This is a genomic window from Pseudomonas sp. MF6394, from assembly GCF_002018845.1.
Taxonomy (GTDB): Bacteria; Pseudomonadota; Gammaproteobacteria; order Pseudomonadales; family Pseudomonadaceae; genus Aquipseudomonas; species Aquipseudomonas lactis.
On record NZ_MVOJ01000008.1, the window covers coordinates 13,233 to 27,349 of the forward strand.

Here is a 14,117-nt window from a genome sequence, read left to right on the forward strand (position 1 = left end):
GATTTACAGTGATTTTTCGAGCTCTTTTCGCGGCCCTCGCCGTTGTCGCGCTGGCGGGATGTGCAACCGATCCTGCGCCGATCGAACAAATGCGCCTGACCCAGCAAGCCTTGGAACAAGCCACCGCGGTCGGGGCCAACACCGATGAATCCCCCGAACTGAAACTGGCCGAAGAAAAATTCGCCCGGGCCAAGGGCAACATGGCCGACCAATCCTACAAGCGTGCGCGTATGCGCGCCGAGCAGGCTGAGCTGGACGCGCGTCTGGCCGAGGCCAAAGTGCTGACCGGCAAGAGCCAGGAACAATTGAACGTGCTCAATACCCGTATCACTCGCCTGCGTAAGCAGCTGCAGTTGGGAGAGGCACAATGAGCCCGATGATCCGTGGTTTGAGTTGTGTACTGCTGCTGGGCAGCGTGGCCTTGGGCGGTTGTGCCAGCCAACCCACCAGCGAGCAGGCGTTGCAGCAGGCTGGCGATGACTTTCAGAAGGTCAAGGAAGACGCCAACGTGCTGCGCTTCGCGCCCAAAGACGTGATCCGCGCCGGCGAGTCCCTGGCTCGCGCAGACCGCCTGTCCAGCTACTGGGGCAGCGGCGCCGACGTGGTGCATTACGCCTATCTGAGCCAGCGTTACAGCGCCATCGCCCGAGAGCACACCCAGCAGGGCCTGAATGCCGAGCGCGGTACCCAACTGGAACTGGAGCGTCAGCGTCTGCAACTGGCCTTGCGCGAAAACAAGTTGGCCAGCGTGCAACAGCAGGGCAAGTGGGTTGAAGCGCAGATCGCCAGCCTCACCACCCAGACCGACCGTGGCCTGGTGATGACCCTGGGGGACGTACTGTTCGACACCGGCGAAGCTGAACTGCAGAACTCGGCCAACCGCACAGTGCTCAAGATCGTGCAATTCCTGCAACTGAACCCCAAGCGTCGGGTGCGCGTCGAGGGCTACACCGACAACACCGGTGGCGAGCAGGAAAACCTGAAACTGTCCCGTGATCGGGCTCAATCGGTGGCCGACCTGTTGATGGACCTGGGTATCGATGACAAGCGCATCGAAGTCGAAGGTTATGGCGACCAATACCCGGTGGAAGCCAATGCCTCCGAGCGTGGTCGTGCGCAGAACCGCCGCGTGGAAATTGTATTCTCCGACGAAAAAGGCCAATTGGGCGCTGCCCGCTAACAGCTGACGCAGATCCAAATTGTGGGAGCGGGCTTGCCCGCGAATGCGGTGGCTCAGCACTGGATGTGCTGACTGACACACCGCTTTCGCGAGCAAGCCCGCTCCCACATTTCGTTTCGGCGATGCCCACCCCAGCTCCCCCCGCAGTTTTTACTGTCACTCCCGCACGCGCTCGACTATTGTGGCAACTGTCCCCGTACACTTCTAAACTGTGCCGGTATGTTTCACACAAAAATAAAATACCCGTGAAATCGAGTGCTGCGTCATGACCAATCTGTTGCTTTACCAACGTATTGCCCAGCAACTGGCTGAGGACATCCGGCGCGGTGTCTATCAACCGGGGGAGCGCGTGCCGTCGGTGCGCAAAATGAGCTCCCAGCTCAATGTGAGCCATGCCACGGTGCTGCAGGCCTACGCCAACCTGGAAGACCAGGGGCTGATCCGGGCGCGGCCGCAGTCGGGCTATTACGTGCATCAGACGCCAGCACTCACGGCGCCTACGCCCGATATCGCACGGGTCGAGCGCCCAGGGTTGGTTACCCGTAGCAGCATCATCCAGCAGGTGTTGGTCGAGTCGCGCCGTGAAGGGGTGTTTCCCCTGGGGGCGGCGGTGCCAAGTGTCGACTACTTGCCGGTGCGGGCCCTGCATCAGCAGTTGGCCAAGGTCACGCGTTTCCAGAGCCCACGGGCCTTCAGCTACATGTTCAGCCCTGGCTTTGAACCCCTGCGCCGCCAGGTGGCGATCCGCATGCGCGATGCCGGGGTGGTCGTGGACCCTTCCGAAGTGGTGATCACCCATGGCTGTGTCGATGCATTGCAGATGTCGCTGCGCGTGCTGACGCGCCCTGGCGACCTGATCGCGGCTGAATCACCCACCTATTACGGCTTGCTGCAATTGGCTGACCTGCTGGGCCTCAAGGTGATCGAAATCCCCAGCGACCCCGCCACGGGCATGAGCCTGGAGGCCTTGCAACTGGCCGCCAACCAATGGTCGATCAAGGCGCTGGTGCTGACCACGCGCCTGAGTAACCCGCTGGGCGGCACCATGCCGGAGGAGCGGCAGAAACAGTTGCTGCGCCTGGCGTCGGACTTCGATATTCAGATTGTCGAAGATGACATTTACGGCGAGTTGATGTTCGAACTTGGCCGCACCAAAGCCCTGAAGGCCTACGACCGCCTTGACCGGGTGATCTATTGCTCAAGCTTTTCCAAGACCTTGTCGCCGGGCGTGCGCATTGGCTGGATGATTGCCGGTAAATACCAGCAGGAAATCCAGCGCCTGCAGATGTTCAGCACGCATTCTGCTTGCAGCGTCACCCAGATGGGCGTCGCGGCCTATCTGGAAAACGGTGGCTACGACCGTCATTTGCGCTACATCCGCCAGGAATACCGCAAGAACCTCAGCGCCTTCCAATTGGCGGTGCAGCAATATTTCCCCGAAGGCACCCAGATGACCCGCCCGACCGGCGGCTTTATCTTGTGGGTCAGTTTGCCGGGGCGGGTCAATACCCAAGAGCTGCATGTGCGTGCCCTGCAACAAGGCATCAGCATTGCGCCAGGGCTGATTTTCAGTAATACCGAACAGTTCAACCACTGTATTCGCCTCAATTGCGGCACGCCATGGAACCGCGAGGCAGAGCGGGCGTTGATGACCCTGGGAATGCTTGCCAGCCAGCTGTGCCAGGAGGCCGCAGCGGGTTTTTGAGGTATGCAAAGGGGACAAGACTGATCTGTGCCCTTGTCATGCCGCGCACAACAAGCGAGCATATGGCCTTCTGCCGTTAATGCTGTTGGCGATATGACTTCTATTTTTCGCGTTACGTTGATGCTTGGTCTGCTGAGCCTGTGCAATGCCGGCAGCGTGCTGGCTGCAGCGCCGGTGGCCGATGGCAAGCCTGCTGTGAGTGCCGAGCAGAAGACCTCAGCCAAGCAGCCAGCGCCTGCGAAAAAATCCCCCACCGCACAAAAGAAAGCCGCCTCGACCAAAAAGCGTGCACCCGTGGCGAGCAAGTCCAAGTCGGCCCATGAAGTCGCCCAGACCAAACTGCCACCGGCACAGTTGGACCTGTCCCTGCCTTCGGACATGGTCAGGCACCTGCAACCCATCGGCACCATGCCCAAGCCCAAGAGCGTGCCCTTGTTGCCGCCAATGTTTGGCGAAAAACCCACCGACAACAGCGCGTTCCAGATCAACGGCCGCTTGCTCAGCAATGAGATGAAGCTGCAACTGCGTAACGAGGAGCGCCGTGATGTTGAAGGCGCTGCGCTGGATTTCGAATTCAAGCAATAAACTTTCTGAGCTCAGGTGACCCGGGTCGCCGACCATCTGTCGCAGACTGGTCGGTCATTTTTGTTTTGCGCGAAAAACCCCTGTTGGGCCATTTTAAAACGGCTGTTTAAGGGCGTACTCTAGCCCGGCCATCCCTATTGAGTCGTCGAGGACCTGCTGGTCATGAAATGCCGTGAAGGCTGTGGCGCATGCTGCATTGCCCCCTCCATCAGTTCACCATTGCCGGGAATGCCCCTGGGCAAACCCGCTGGCGTTCGCTGCGTGCACCTGTCGGCGGAACAACTGTGCCAGTTGTTCGGTCAACCGCAGCGGCCCGCCGTGTGCAGTGATTTCAAGGCGGATATCGACGTCTGTGGCACCGACCAGGCCGATGCCATCCGGCTGATCGGCTGGTGGGAGCAGATGACGGCGGCTTGATGGGCTTTACTATCGGAACTTCAACAATAAGGAATACAACGATGGGTTCGCTGAAACGAGTGGCTGTGCTGTGCGGTTTTACGCTGTTGTTTGCGGCCACTGCCCAGGCTGAAGATTGGCAAGTCGCCAAGGACGAAGACGGTATCAAGGTGTCCCTGAGCGAGATTGCCGGTTCCAAGTACAAGGCGTATCGCGGTGTGACGGTGATCAAGGCGCCTTTGGCCAAGGTCCAGGCGCTGCAGGAAGACGTGGCCGGTGCTTGCGCATGGATCCATGAATGCAAATCCCAGAAACTCGTCGACAAGAAAGGCGACGAGGCCTGGACCTACACCCAGTTCAAGGCGCCGTTCCCCGTGACGGACCGCGACTCGTACATCCACGTCACCACCACCAAAGCCGCAGACGGCACCGTCACGCGCAAACTGGAAGGTGTGCCGACCTACAAGCCCGAAGCAAAAGGCTACGTGCGGGTCGCCCAGGTGGAGGGTTTCTGGAAACTGGTGCCAAAGGGCGATAACCAGACCGAAGTCACCTATCAGGTACACACCGAGCCAGGCGGCAGCGTACCTTCGTGGCTGGCCAACAAGTTCGTGGTGGACGCGCCGTTCAACACCTTGAAAGCCTTGAAAGAACACGCTGAAAAATAAGTGCAGTTGATCCGGTGCCTCCGGGCTTGAGCGGAACGTTTTGCGCGCCGCCAAGGTCCAGATACTTGTAAGCCCACCTATGGGTTTTATCGAGGAGGCACCGATGCAAACGTGGCAAATTACCTTCGTTGATGATCACGGTGAAAAGTCCGTGCAGCAGTTCACCTGCGAACAAAAGCCCAGCCTCGAAGACGCTGCGCATATGATTCGTGCGAAGCTGGTGCCGATTGCTGCCGAACTCGATCTCAATGACCTGGAGGGCCGTAAACCCGAGCCAACGGTCAAGATTCTCAAAGACCAGAACAGTATCCAGATTCTCGATATTTCCCCCGCCGTCTAAACATTTTTCACACGCCACACGAGCACCTCTGGTGGAGGTGATAGCTTCGCGCTACTCTGCAATCGAGATCAGCGAATGAATCGCTAAGGTCTGGTCTTGTCAGCTACATGCTTGTTTTCCTGCGGCGTTGTTATGCCGTGGTGCCCGCGCCAGCAGGGCGCGGGGCTTCAGGAAGCACGGAAAGTCTATCCATCGGTTTGAGGAGGACGTTTCATGAGCACAGCCTATCAAGAAGACATCAGCACCAACGTACTGCGCCGCATGAAAGAAGGCGGCTTTGATTTCTCGCGTTTTCACCCCATCGAGTTCTACGCCATTTTCCCGGATGAGGAACGGGCGCGCAGGGCTGCGGGTCGATTTCGTGGGGAGTCCCTCAATGCTCAGGTCAGCGCGCGCGACGATGGCGCCTGGTACCTGGAACTGAGCAAAATCATGTTCGCAACCTACGACGGCATAGGAGATTTCGAGCAAGACTTTGAGGCAGTGGTGGAGCCCCTGGGTGGGATTATCGAGGGATGGGGCGTCAAGCAGGAGGTGCGTGGGTTACCCATGTAGTTGGTATTTATGAGCAGCACAGCGTATCGGCTGACCTTTGGGTCGGCCGATTTTGTTTGGGCGGCCGCCGCATCGTGTACGGCCGTTTTACGCGCAAAAAAAAGCCACCCGGATAGGGTGGCGGAAAGGGAAGACTGAGGAGTCATCAGTACACGAATTAACACGTTACTGAATGTGCAAAGGGTTTGGCTGTAGGACGTGTCCTGTTCAACCGATGTGAGCGATTATCCGTATGTGCAGGCGGGCAGTGAAATCAACTCTGACTATGCTGTTGATAGCCAAAGACCGCATTGCAATGAAGCGCACGGTCTGCCCCAGGCAACTGCGCGCACCAGGACGGTGCGGTGCATCCGCTGGGATTATTCAACTGATTGATTATTAAGTGTTTATGCCGCTGGCACGGGCCTTGCGAAGGTTCTTGCGTCCGGGTGACAAGGAGTACGGCATGATCCGCACTTATTACGATGAAATGTACGATGGGGCAGGGCAGGTTCGCCCCCATTACCGCGAGTTTGCCCTTTGGCTGGCCGACACCCCTGCCGAACTGCTGGCCCAGCGCCGGCGTGAAGCCGATTTGCTGTTCCACCGCGCCGGCATCACCTTCACCCTCTACGGGGACGAACAAGGCACCGAGCGCCTGATCCCCTTCGACACCATCCCCCGCAGCATTCCGGCGAGTGAATGGCGGATTGTCGAGCGCGGCTGCATCCAGCGGGTCAAGGCGCTGAACCTGTTCCTCGCCGACCTGTACCACGACCAACGCATCATCAAGGCCGGCATCATTCCTGCCGAACAGGTACTGGCCAACGAGCAATACCAACTGGCAATGCAGGGCCTGGATTTGCACCGCGATATCTATTCGCACATCTCCGGGGTCGACCTCGTACGCGATGGCGACGGCACGTACTACGTACTTGAAGACAACCTGCGCACGCCCAGCGGTGTCAGCTACATGCTTGAAGACCGCAAAATGATGATGCGTCTGTTCCCCGAGCTGTTCGCCGCCCAGCGCATCGCACCCATCGACCATTACCCCAACTTGCTGCTCGATACCCTCAAAAGCGCCAGCCCTCTGGATAACCCCAGTGTGGTGGTACTGACGCCCGGGCGTTTCAACAGCGCGTTCTTCGAACATGCCTTCCTGGCCCGGGAGATGGGCGTGGAGTTGGTGGAGGGCGCGGATTTGTTCGTGCGCGATGACCGTGTATTCATGCGCACCACCGACGGGCCCAAGGCTGTCGATGTGATCTACCGTCGCCTCGATGATGCATTTCTCGACCCCTTGGCATTCAACCCCGACTCGATGCTCGGTGTGCCCGGCCTGCTCGCCGCCTATCGCTGCGGCAATGTGGTGCTGGCCAATGCCATTGGCACCGGGGTTGCGGACGATAAATCGGTTTACCCATTCGTCACTGAGATGATCCGGTTCTATCTGGATGAAGAACCGATCCTGCAGAACGTTCCGACCTTCCAATGCCGTAAGCCTGACGAGTTGTCCCACGTACTGGCCAACCTGCCCGATCTGGTAGTTAAGGAAACTCAAGGCTCAGGCGGCTACGGCATGTTGGTTGGCCCGGCGTCTACAATCGCAGAAATCGAAGCGTTCCGGGCGCGTATCAAGGCCAAGCCACACGCCTATATCGCGCAGCCAACCCTGTGTTTATCCACGTGCCCGACCTTTGTCGAAAACGGCATCGCCCCACGCCACATAGACCTGCGCCCCTTCGTGTTGTCCGGCAAGGAGACCCGTGTGGTACCGGGTGGCCTGACCCGCGTGGCGCTGCGCGAAGGCTCGCTGGTGGTCAACTCGTCCCAGGGCGGCGGGACCAAAGACACCTGGGTGGTCGAGGACTGATGCCATGTTGAGTAGAACTGCCTCGGATTTGTACTGGATGTCGCGCTACCTGGAACGCGCCGAAAACCTCGCGCGCATGCTCGATGTCAGCTATTCGCTGTCGCTGATGCCCCAGGATGGGCGCGGTGATGGCCTGCACGAATTGGCCATGCCGCTGTTGATCACCGGCACCCTGGAGGATTACCACGCGCGCCATGGCCCCTTGCACGCTGAACGCTTGCTGCACTTTTTTGCCCTGGACGCGGCCAACCCGGCGAGCATCTATAGCTGCCTGGGCGCGGCGCGGGCCAGCGCCCATGCGGTGCGTGGGCGCATCACCGCCGACATGTGGGAAAACATCAACGCCACCTGGCTGGACATTCGCGATATCGCCCAGCAGGGGCTGAGCCACTACGGCATGAGCCGGTTTTGTGAGTGGGTCAAGGAGCGTTCCCACCTGTTCCGCGGGGCCACTTACGGCACCATCATGCGCAACGATGCCTTCCGCTTTATTCGCTTGGGCACCTTCATTGAGCGCGCCGATAACACCCTGCGCCTGCTGGATGCCCGCTACGAAATGGCCGGCGAACAGGCTGAGGCGGTCAGCGATGGCACGGCTCACGCGTATTACCAATGGAGTGCGTTGCTGCGCGCCCTGTCGTCATTCGAGGCGTACACCGAGATTTATCGCGATGCACCGGGGGCTCGGCAAGTGGCCGAGCTGCTGCTGTTACGCGCCGATGTGCCGCGTTCGCTGCGCGCTTGCAGCGAAGAGATCGACCAGATCCTCGCCAGCTTGCCCGGCATCAATGGCCGCCCGGCCCAGCGCCTGGCCGCCGAGATGGATGCGCGCCTGCGCTTTACCGCCATCGACGAAATCCTCGAGGAAGGCCTGCATGCCTGGCTGACCGACTTTATCCCCTTGGTCCGCCAGTTGGGCGACGCCATCTACAGTTCCTACCTGGAGGCGGCATGAGACTCTCCATCAGCCACGACACCACCTACCACTACGAAGACCAGGTGCGCGCCAGCATCCAGTACCTGCGCCTGACGCCCCATGACAGCGAGCGCCAGCACGTGCTGAGCTGGCAACTCGACCTGCCGCGCCCGGTGCGGGCGCAGGTGGACCCCTTCGGCAACATCTTGCATGTGCTCACGCTGGATGAACCCCACGACGCCATCATCATCGGCGCCCGGGGCGTGGTGGAGATCGATGAATTGCGCGAGGCCGAACACGAAAGCCAGTCTGCCTTTCCGTTCCTGCGCTCCACGCGTCTCACCGAGCCCGACGACGCCCTGCGCGGGTTTGCCGAGCAACACTGCCATCAGCGCCGCGACCGCACGGCGCTTATCGACTTGATGCAGGCGCTTAACCACGCCATGGTTTACACCCCCGGCGCGACCGACGTCGATACCTGCGCCGCCCAGGCCTTTGCAGGTGCCGCTGGGGTGTGCCAGGACCACACCCATGCGTTCCTGGCCTGCGCACGCAGCCTGGGGATCCCGGCGCGGTATGTGTCGGGGTATTTGTACACCGAAGACAGCGCGCACCTGGCCAGCCATGCCTGGGCCGAAGCCTGGCTGGATGACGCCTGGTACAGCTTTGACGTGACCAACCAACTGGCGCGGCCGGAGCGGCACTTGAAGCTGGCCGTGGGCCTGGACTACCTCGACGCCTGCCCGGTACGCGGCATGCGCCGTGGCGGTGGGCATGAGCAGATGCATGCCAAGGTATTCGTGGCGCCGCAGCAATGATCGCCCCCGCGCTCTGCGTGGGAATGATCGATAACTGTAGGAGCGAGCTTGCTCGCGAAAAACGTTAACGATAACGCAGCGCCATCAGGTGACCCGCGTCGCTTATACGTTTTTCGCGAGCAAGCTCGCTCCTACAACTTGCGGCCTGCCATGTGCCGCAGATACCCCACCAGCAAATCCAACTCATTGTCTGGCAATACACTGGCTGTAAACGCCGGCATCTTCGCCTGTGGCCAATGCCTCAGGCTTTGCGGATCGCGGATGTAACGCTTGAGGAAATCTCCGCTGAAATACTCGGTGGGGTTGTAGGGCACATTCAGGTCCGGGCCCATCTGGGCATCACCGCCGCCATTGAGGCGATGGCACGCCAGGCAGTTCTTCTGGAACAACGCAAAGCCCTGGTTGATCGGGTCGTTCGCCGCCAGTTTCGGGTCGGGCAATAACGCCGGGAAACGCTCGCCAACCGTCTGCAACTGTTTGAATTTCGATACCTGGAACGGCCACTGTTCGGGGCTGATATGCCCGGCTTGAGGGTGGGTCCAGACCAGATAGAACGGCCCGGCGCTGGGCTTGCCCTGTGCCAGCGGTGGCCATGGATGGGCCGGGTCTTCCACGGCCAGCCAGGCGCGGGCGCCGTTTTTTTCCAGTAACGGCGCGGCGGCAAGTTCGGCGGCAAAACCATCAAGGGCAACGGCTTGCAGGTGTTTCGCAGGCTTAAGGCCCGGTAAGAGCACCGCGAGGGGCACCGCGCGATAGGTCATCGTGCGCTTGTAGGACACATCATCGATGATCTGCACCGTCTGAGCGTCGGGGTGCTTGAGCAACTCGGCGGTCTGCCAGGTCTTTTGGCTGTGGTCCAGCTCGATGGTCAAGGGTGCCGCCGCCGCAGGCAGGCTGAGCAGCAGGGCAAAAAGGGCTAGGATCGGTTTCAAGGCACAGGCCCGTTGCAAGAGAGTAAGGGCGCACACGATAACGGAAAACGGCAGGTAAAAAGACAGCCCCTGCAACAGGCGCGCTAAGCGCAATGTCCTGGCAGGTGCTGCCAAAAGCTGCTGGCCTGGTGCGGTGCGTTCACCACAGGTGGGAGCGCAATCGTCACCCAATAACCTTGGGTAAATTGGGCAAGATCAGAATCAGGGTGGTGGCGAACAGAATAAGTCCCGCCTGACGTACTTTCGATTGTTTGAACATGGCTGACTGCCTTTTCTTTTGTTGTTATTCCTGAGCGTCAAATGCGTGCCGTTGTATCCAGTATCGCGAGGTGACGTTGCACTTTTCTTACAGCTGCTCCAGCAAAACCCGGCAGCAGCGTCTTACAAGTTCAACCTTAGAGCGCCCGTTCTTTCTGGCTTAGACCCATTTCATATCAGCTAATAAGCATTTGCGCTAAAAACGGCATGAGGCTTATTGCCATCTTGGCGCCAACCCTAGGGCTAGACCGCTAAAACGATTAATCAGGGTTTTCCCATAGGGACCTACCGTTCGTCCGAGCGAGGGGGTCAAAAGCAATGAGCGCATCCGTCATTGAAACCGTGTCAATCGGGCCTAAGGTAGGGGCACACACCCACAGCGGTTCGAGGATGTCATGACCCAAGCTTTGATCTTTGATGCGATACGCACGCCCCGGGGTAAAGGCAAGGCCGACGGTGCCCTGCACAGCGTCAAGCCGGTAAACCTGGTGGCGGGCCTGCTTACGGCGCTGGCGCAACGCAGCGACCTCGACACCCGCCAAGTGGATGACATCGTCCTGGGCTGCGTCACACCGGTGGGCGACCAAGGCGCCGATATCGCCAAGACCGCCGCGCTGGTGGCCGACTGGGATGTCTGTGTTGCCGGTGTGCAGGTCAATCGCTTCTGCGCTTCAGGCCTGGAAGCGGTGAACCTGGGGGCGATGAAGGTGCGTTCCGGCTTCGAAGACCTAGTGGTGGTTGGCGGTGTCGAATCCATGTCCCGCGTGCCCATGGGCAGCGATGGCGGCGCCTGGGTGCTCGACCCGCAAACCAATATGCACAGCCACTTCACCCCCCAAGGCATTGGCGCCGACCTGATCGCCACCCTGGAAGGCTTCACGCGCCAGGATGTCGACAGTTTTGCCCTACAGTCCCAGCAGAAAGCCGCCAGGGCGCGGGCAGACGGTTCCTTCAATAAGTCGCTGATCGCAGTGCACGACCAGAACGGCATCGTGCTGCTGGACCATGACGAATTTATCCGTGGCGACTCAACCCTCGAGGGCTTGGGCAAGCTCAAGCCCAGCTTCGAAATGATGGGCCAGATGGGCTTCGATGCCACCGCGCTGCGGGTCTACAGCCACGTGGAGCGCATCCACCATGTGCACACGCCGGGCAACAGCTCCGGGATCGTGGACGGCGCCGCGCTGATGTTGATCGGCTCCGAGGCCAAGGGCCGCGAGCTGGGCCTGCAACCACGGGCGCGCATTGTCGCCACGGCGGTGACCAGCACCGACCCGACCATCATGCTCACCGGCCCCGCGCCGGCCACTCGCAAGGCGCTGGCCAAGGCCGGCCTGCGGGTTGAAGACATCGACCTGTTCGAAGTCAACGAAGCCTTTGCTTCGGTGGTGCTCAAGTTCATCAAGGACATGGGCATCGACGCCGCACGGGTCAATGTCAACGGCGGCTCCATCGCCATGGGCCACCCCTTGGGCGCCACCGGCTGCGCGATCCTCGGCACCTTGCTCGACGAGCTGGAGGTGCGCCAGCAACGCTACGGCCTGGCCACCTTGTGTGTCGGCGGTGGCATGGGTATCGCCACCATTATCGAACGCCTCTGAGCCTAAGGAATTTGTCATGACCGATGCCATTCGTTACGAAAAAGGCCAGGACCAGATCGTGGTGCTGACCCTCGACATGCCCGGCCAGAGCGCCAACACCATGAACGCCGCCTACCGTGAAGCCATGGCGGCCACCCTCACGCGCCTGGAAGCGGAAAAGGACGAGATCGCCGGGGTAGTGATCACCTCGGCCAAGAAAACCTTTTTTGCCGGCGGCGACCTCAATGAGCTGATCAAGGTCGACAAAGCCCAGGCCAAGGCGTTCTACGACAGTGTGTTGGTGTTGAAAGCGCAGTTGCGCCGCCTGGAAACCCTCGGCAAACCGGTGGTGGCCGCGATCAATGGCGCGGCCCTGGGCGGTGGGTGGGAGATTTGCCTGGCCTGCCACCACCGGGTCGCGCTGGACGACAAGTCAGTGCAACTGGGTTTACCGGAAGTGACCCTTGGCCTGTTGCCAGGGGGCGGCGGCGTGGTGCGGATGGTGCGCATGCTTGGCCTGGAAAAAGCCTTGCCGTATTTGCTCGAAGGTAAAAAAGTCCGGCCTGCCCAGGCCCTGCAAGCGGGCTTGATTGATGAGGTGGCGGCGGATCGCGAGGCATTGCTGGCACAGGCCCGTGCCTGGGTTCTGGCTAATCCCGAAGTCAGGCAACCTTGGGACAACAAGGGTTACGCGATTCCCGGCGGCACGCCGTCCCACCCTAAAGTCGCGCAGATGCTCGCCATTGCGCCGTCGATTTTGCGCAGCAAGACCCAGGGCTGCTTCCCCGCGCCGGAGAAAATCCTCTGTGCCGCCGTTGAGGGCGCCCAAGTGGACTTCGACACCGCGCACCTGATCGAAACCCGCTACTTCACCGAACTGGTGACCGGGCAAGTGGCAAAAAACATGATCGGCACCTTCTGGTTCCAGCTCAACCAAATCAATGCCGGCAGCTCACGCCCCCAGGGCTATGCGCCCTACGTCACGCGTAAGGTCGGTGTGCTCGGCGCCGGGATGATGGGCGCGGGCATCGCCTATGTCAGTGCCTGTGCGGGTATCGAGGTGGTGCTCAAGGACATCACCCTGGCCGCCGCCGAAAAAGGCAAAGCCCATTCGGCTGCATTGCTGGACAAGAAGGTCAGCCGTGGGCAACTGACCGCCGAACAGCGCGAAACCACCCTGGCGCGCATTCATCCTACCCAGGATGACGCCGACCTGGCCGGCTGCGACCTGATCATCGAGGCCGTGTTCGAAGACCGCGCACTCAAGGCCAAGGTCTCGGCTGCGGCGCAAAACGTGGTGGGGGCCGACGCGGTGATCGCCTCCAACACCTCCACCTTGCCCATCAGCGGCCTGGCCACGGCGGTGCCCGATCAAGCCAAGTTCATCGGCCTGCACTTCTTCAGCCCCGTGGACAAGATGCCCCTGGTGGAAATCATCAAAGGTGCGCGCACCAGCGACGAAACCCTGGCCCGAGGGTTTGACTTCGTACTGCAAATCAAGAAAACCCCGATTGTGGTCAACGACAGTCGCGGCTTTTTCACCTCGCGGGTATTCGGCACCTTTACCAACGAAGGCATCGCCATGCTCGGCGAAGGCGTGGCTGCGCCGATGATCGAGACCGAAGCGCGCAAGGCCGGGATGCCAGTGGGGCCGTTGGCGGTGTCCGATGAAGTGTCCCTCAGCCTGATGAGCCATATCCGACAGCAAACGGCCAAGGACCTGCAGGCCGAAGGCAAGGCCATGCCGAACCATCCGGCGACGGCGGTGATTGATCTGTTGGTCAACGAATACAAGCGCACGGGCAAGGCGGCCGGCGCTGGTTTTTACGACTATCCCGCTGGCGGCCAGAAGCATCTGTGGCCTGAGCTGAAAACCCGCTTTGAACAGCCCGGCAAGCAAATCTCCCCCCAGGATGTGCGTGACCGCTTGCTGTTTATCCAAGCCATCGAAACCGTACGCTGCGTGGAGGAGGGCGTGTTGATGTCCACGGCGGACGCCAACGTTGGTTCCATCTTCGGCATCGGCTTTGCCGCATGGAGTGGCGGCGCGTTGCAGTTTATCAACCAGTACGGGCTGAACGACTTCATCGCCCGCGCCCGCTACCTCGCCGAGGAGTACGGGGAGCGTTTCTCGCCACCGGCGTTATTACTGGAAAAAGCCGCAAAAGGCGCACTGTTTTAGACGCTTCACTGTAGGAGCGAGCTTGCTCGCGAAGAACGCACAGGCAACACTTTTATCCAGGCTACCTGCGTTATCGTTGACGTTTTTCGCGAGCAAGCTCGCTCCTACAGTGTGTGTGGGTGCCCATTGAGGGCTTGCTTTGGGGGT

General features: G+C 60.4%; 14 protein-coding genes. 13 read left to right on the forward strand and 1 reads right to left on the reverse strand.

From position 1 onward, the window contains the following. Nucleotides 1-8 precede the first annotated feature (8 nt). From MF6394_RS10620 to MF6394_RS10670, 11 genes are all read left to right on the forward strand, one after another. Complete coding sequence (locus tag MF6394_RS10620; protein WP_003193475.1) at nt 9-371, forward strand: DUF4398 domain-containing protein; 363 nt, start codon at nt 9-11, stop codon at nt 369-371. Next, nucleotides 368-1,180, forward strand: coding sequence for an OmpA family protein (locus MF6394_RS10625; RefSeq protein ID WP_003193474.1), 813 nt, complete (start codon nt 368-370; stop codon nt 1,178-1,180). The genes MF6394_RS10620 and MF6394_RS10625 overlap by 4 nt, the downstream gene beginning before the upstream one ends. Before the next feature lie 265 nt (nt 1,181-1,445). Beyond that, nucleotides 1,446-2,885 carry an aminotransferase-like domain-containing protein gene (locus tag MF6394_RS10630; protein WP_003193472.1) on the forward strand — a complete coding sequence of 480 codons (1,440 nt, stop codon included), beginning with the start codon at nt 1,446-1,448 and terminating at the stop codon, nt 2,883-2,885. 93 nt (nt 2,886-2,978) lie between these two features. Continuing rightward, nucleotides 2,979-3,470 (forward strand): hypothetical protein, encoded by a 492-nt coding sequence (locus MF6394_RS10635; RefSeq protein WP_044275146.1) that lies wholly within the window; start codon nt 2,979-2,981, stop codon nt 3,468-3,470. A 162-nt stretch (nt 3,471-3,632) separates the two neighbouring features. Beyond that, complete coding sequence (locus tag MF6394_RS10640) at nt 3,633-3,887, forward strand: YkgJ family cysteine cluster protein (RefSeq protein WP_078466655.1); 255 nt, start codon at nt 3,633-3,635, stop codon at nt 3,885-3,887. 41 nt (nt 3,888-3,928) lie between these two features. Further along, entirely contained in the window at nt 3,929-4,534 is a 606-nt protein-coding gene (locus tag MF6394_RS10645; RefSeq protein ID WP_044275142.1) for an START domain-containing protein, read from the forward strand. Nucleotides 4,535-4,637: 103 nt separating this feature from the next. Beyond that, the gene (locus MF6394_RS10650) at nt 4,638-4,874 is read left to right on the forward strand and encodes a hypothetical protein (RefSeq protein ID WP_047711587.1); all 237 of its coding nucleotides are present in this window, start codon (nt 4,638-4,640) and stop codon (nt 4,872-4,874) included. 213 nt (nt 4,875-5,087) lie between these two features. Continuing rightward, nucleotides 5,088-5,429 carry a ribonuclease E inhibitor RraB gene (locus MF6394_RS10655; protein WP_003193463.1) on the forward strand — a complete coding sequence of 114 codons (342 nt, stop codon included), beginning with the start codon at nt 5,088-5,090 and terminating at the stop codon, nt 5,427-5,429. Between the two features lie 445 nt (nt 5,430-5,874). Next, nucleotides 5,875-7,284 (forward strand): circularly permuted type 2 ATP-grasp protein, encoded by a 1,410-nt coding sequence (locus MF6394_RS10660; protein ID WP_078466656.1) that lies wholly within the window; start codon nt 5,875-5,877, stop codon nt 7,282-7,284. Between the two features lie 4 nt (nt 7,285-7,288). Continuing rightward, nucleotides 7,289-8,239, forward strand: a complete 951-nt coding sequence (locus MF6394_RS10665; protein ID WP_060765933.1) for an alpha-E domain-containing protein — start codon at nt 7,289-7,291, stop codon at nt 8,237-8,239. After that, nucleotides 8,236-9,018 carry a transglutaminase family protein gene (locus tag MF6394_RS10670; RefSeq protein ID WP_047711586.1) on the forward strand — a complete coding sequence of 261 codons (783 nt, stop codon included), beginning with the start codon at nt 8,236-8,238 and terminating at the stop codon, nt 9,016-9,018. The genes MF6394_RS10665 and MF6394_RS10670 overlap by 4 nt, the downstream gene beginning before the upstream one ends. Before the next feature lie 131 nt (nt 9,019-9,149). On the opposite strand, the gene MF6394_RS10675 is transcribed toward MF6394_RS10670, so the two are convergent. Continuing rightward, nucleotides 9,150-9,950, reverse strand: a complete 801-nt coding sequence (locus tag MF6394_RS10675) for a c-type cytochrome (protein WP_078466706.1) — start codon at nt 9,948-9,950, stop codon at nt 9,150-9,152. Nucleotides 9,951-10,603: 653 nt separating this feature from the next. Here MF6394_RS10675 and MF6394_RS10680 point away from each other — a divergent pair. Together MF6394_RS10680 and MF6394_RS10685 are read left to right on the forward strand one after the other, a co-directional pair. Next, nucleotides 10,604-11,809, forward strand: coding sequence for an acetyl-CoA C-acetyltransferase (locus MF6394_RS10680; protein ID WP_044275134.1), 1,206 nt, complete (start codon nt 10,604-10,606; stop codon nt 11,807-11,809). Between the two features lie 16 nt (nt 11,810-11,825). After that, entirely contained in the window at nt 11,826-13,970 is a 2,145-nt protein-coding gene (locus MF6394_RS10685; RefSeq protein ID WP_078466657.1) for a 3-hydroxyacyl-CoA dehydrogenase NAD-binding domain-containing protein, read from the forward strand. The last annotated feature ends 147 nt before the right edge of the window (nt 13,971-14,117 follow it).

Coding starts and splice junctions, on each gene's coding strand:
- MF6394_RS10625 (WP_003193474.1), top strand. CDS start 368: ATGAGCCCGATGATCCGTGGTTTGAGTTGTGTACTGCTGCTGGGCAGC.
- MF6394_RS10665 (WP_060765933.1), top strand. CDS start 7,289: ATGTTGAGTAGAACTGCCTCGGATTTGTACTGGATGTCGCGCTACCTG.
- MF6394_RS10650 (WP_047711587.1), top strand. CDS start 4,638: ATGCAAACGTGGCAAATTACCTTCGTTGATGATCACGGTGAAAAGTCC.
- MF6394_RS10645 (WP_044275142.1), top strand. CDS start 3,929: ATGGGTTCGCTGAAACGAGTGGCTGTGCTGTGCGGTTTTACGCTGTTG.
- MF6394_RS10660 (WP_078466656.1), top strand. CDS start 5,875: ATGATCCGCACTTATTACGATGAAATGTACGATGGGGCAGGGCAGGTT.
- MF6394_RS10635 (WP_044275146.1), top strand. CDS start 2,979: ATGACTTCTATTTTTCGCGTTACGTTGATGCTTGGTCTGCTGAGCCTG.
- MF6394_RS10685 (WP_078466657.1), top strand. CDS start 11,826: ATGACCGATGCCATTCGTTACGAAAAAGGCCAGGACCAGATCGTGGTG.
- MF6394_RS10655 (WP_003193463.1), top strand. CDS start 5,088: ATGAGCACAGCCTATCAAGAAGACATCAGCACCAACGTACTGCGCCGC.
- MF6394_RS10680 (WP_044275134.1), top strand. CDS start 10,604: ATGACCCAAGCTTTGATCTTTGATGCGATACGCACGCCCCGGGGTAAA.
- MF6394_RS10630 (WP_003193472.1), top strand. CDS start 1,446: ATGACCAATCTGTTGCTTTACCAACGTATTGCCCAGCAACTGGCTGAG.
- MF6394_RS10670 (WP_047711586.1), top strand. CDS start 8,236: ATGAGACTCTCCATCAGCCACGACACCACCTACCACTACGAAGACCAG.
- MF6394_RS10640 (WP_078466655.1), top strand. CDS start 3,633: ATGAAATGCCGTGAAGGCTGTGGCGCATGCTGCATTGCCCCCTCCATC.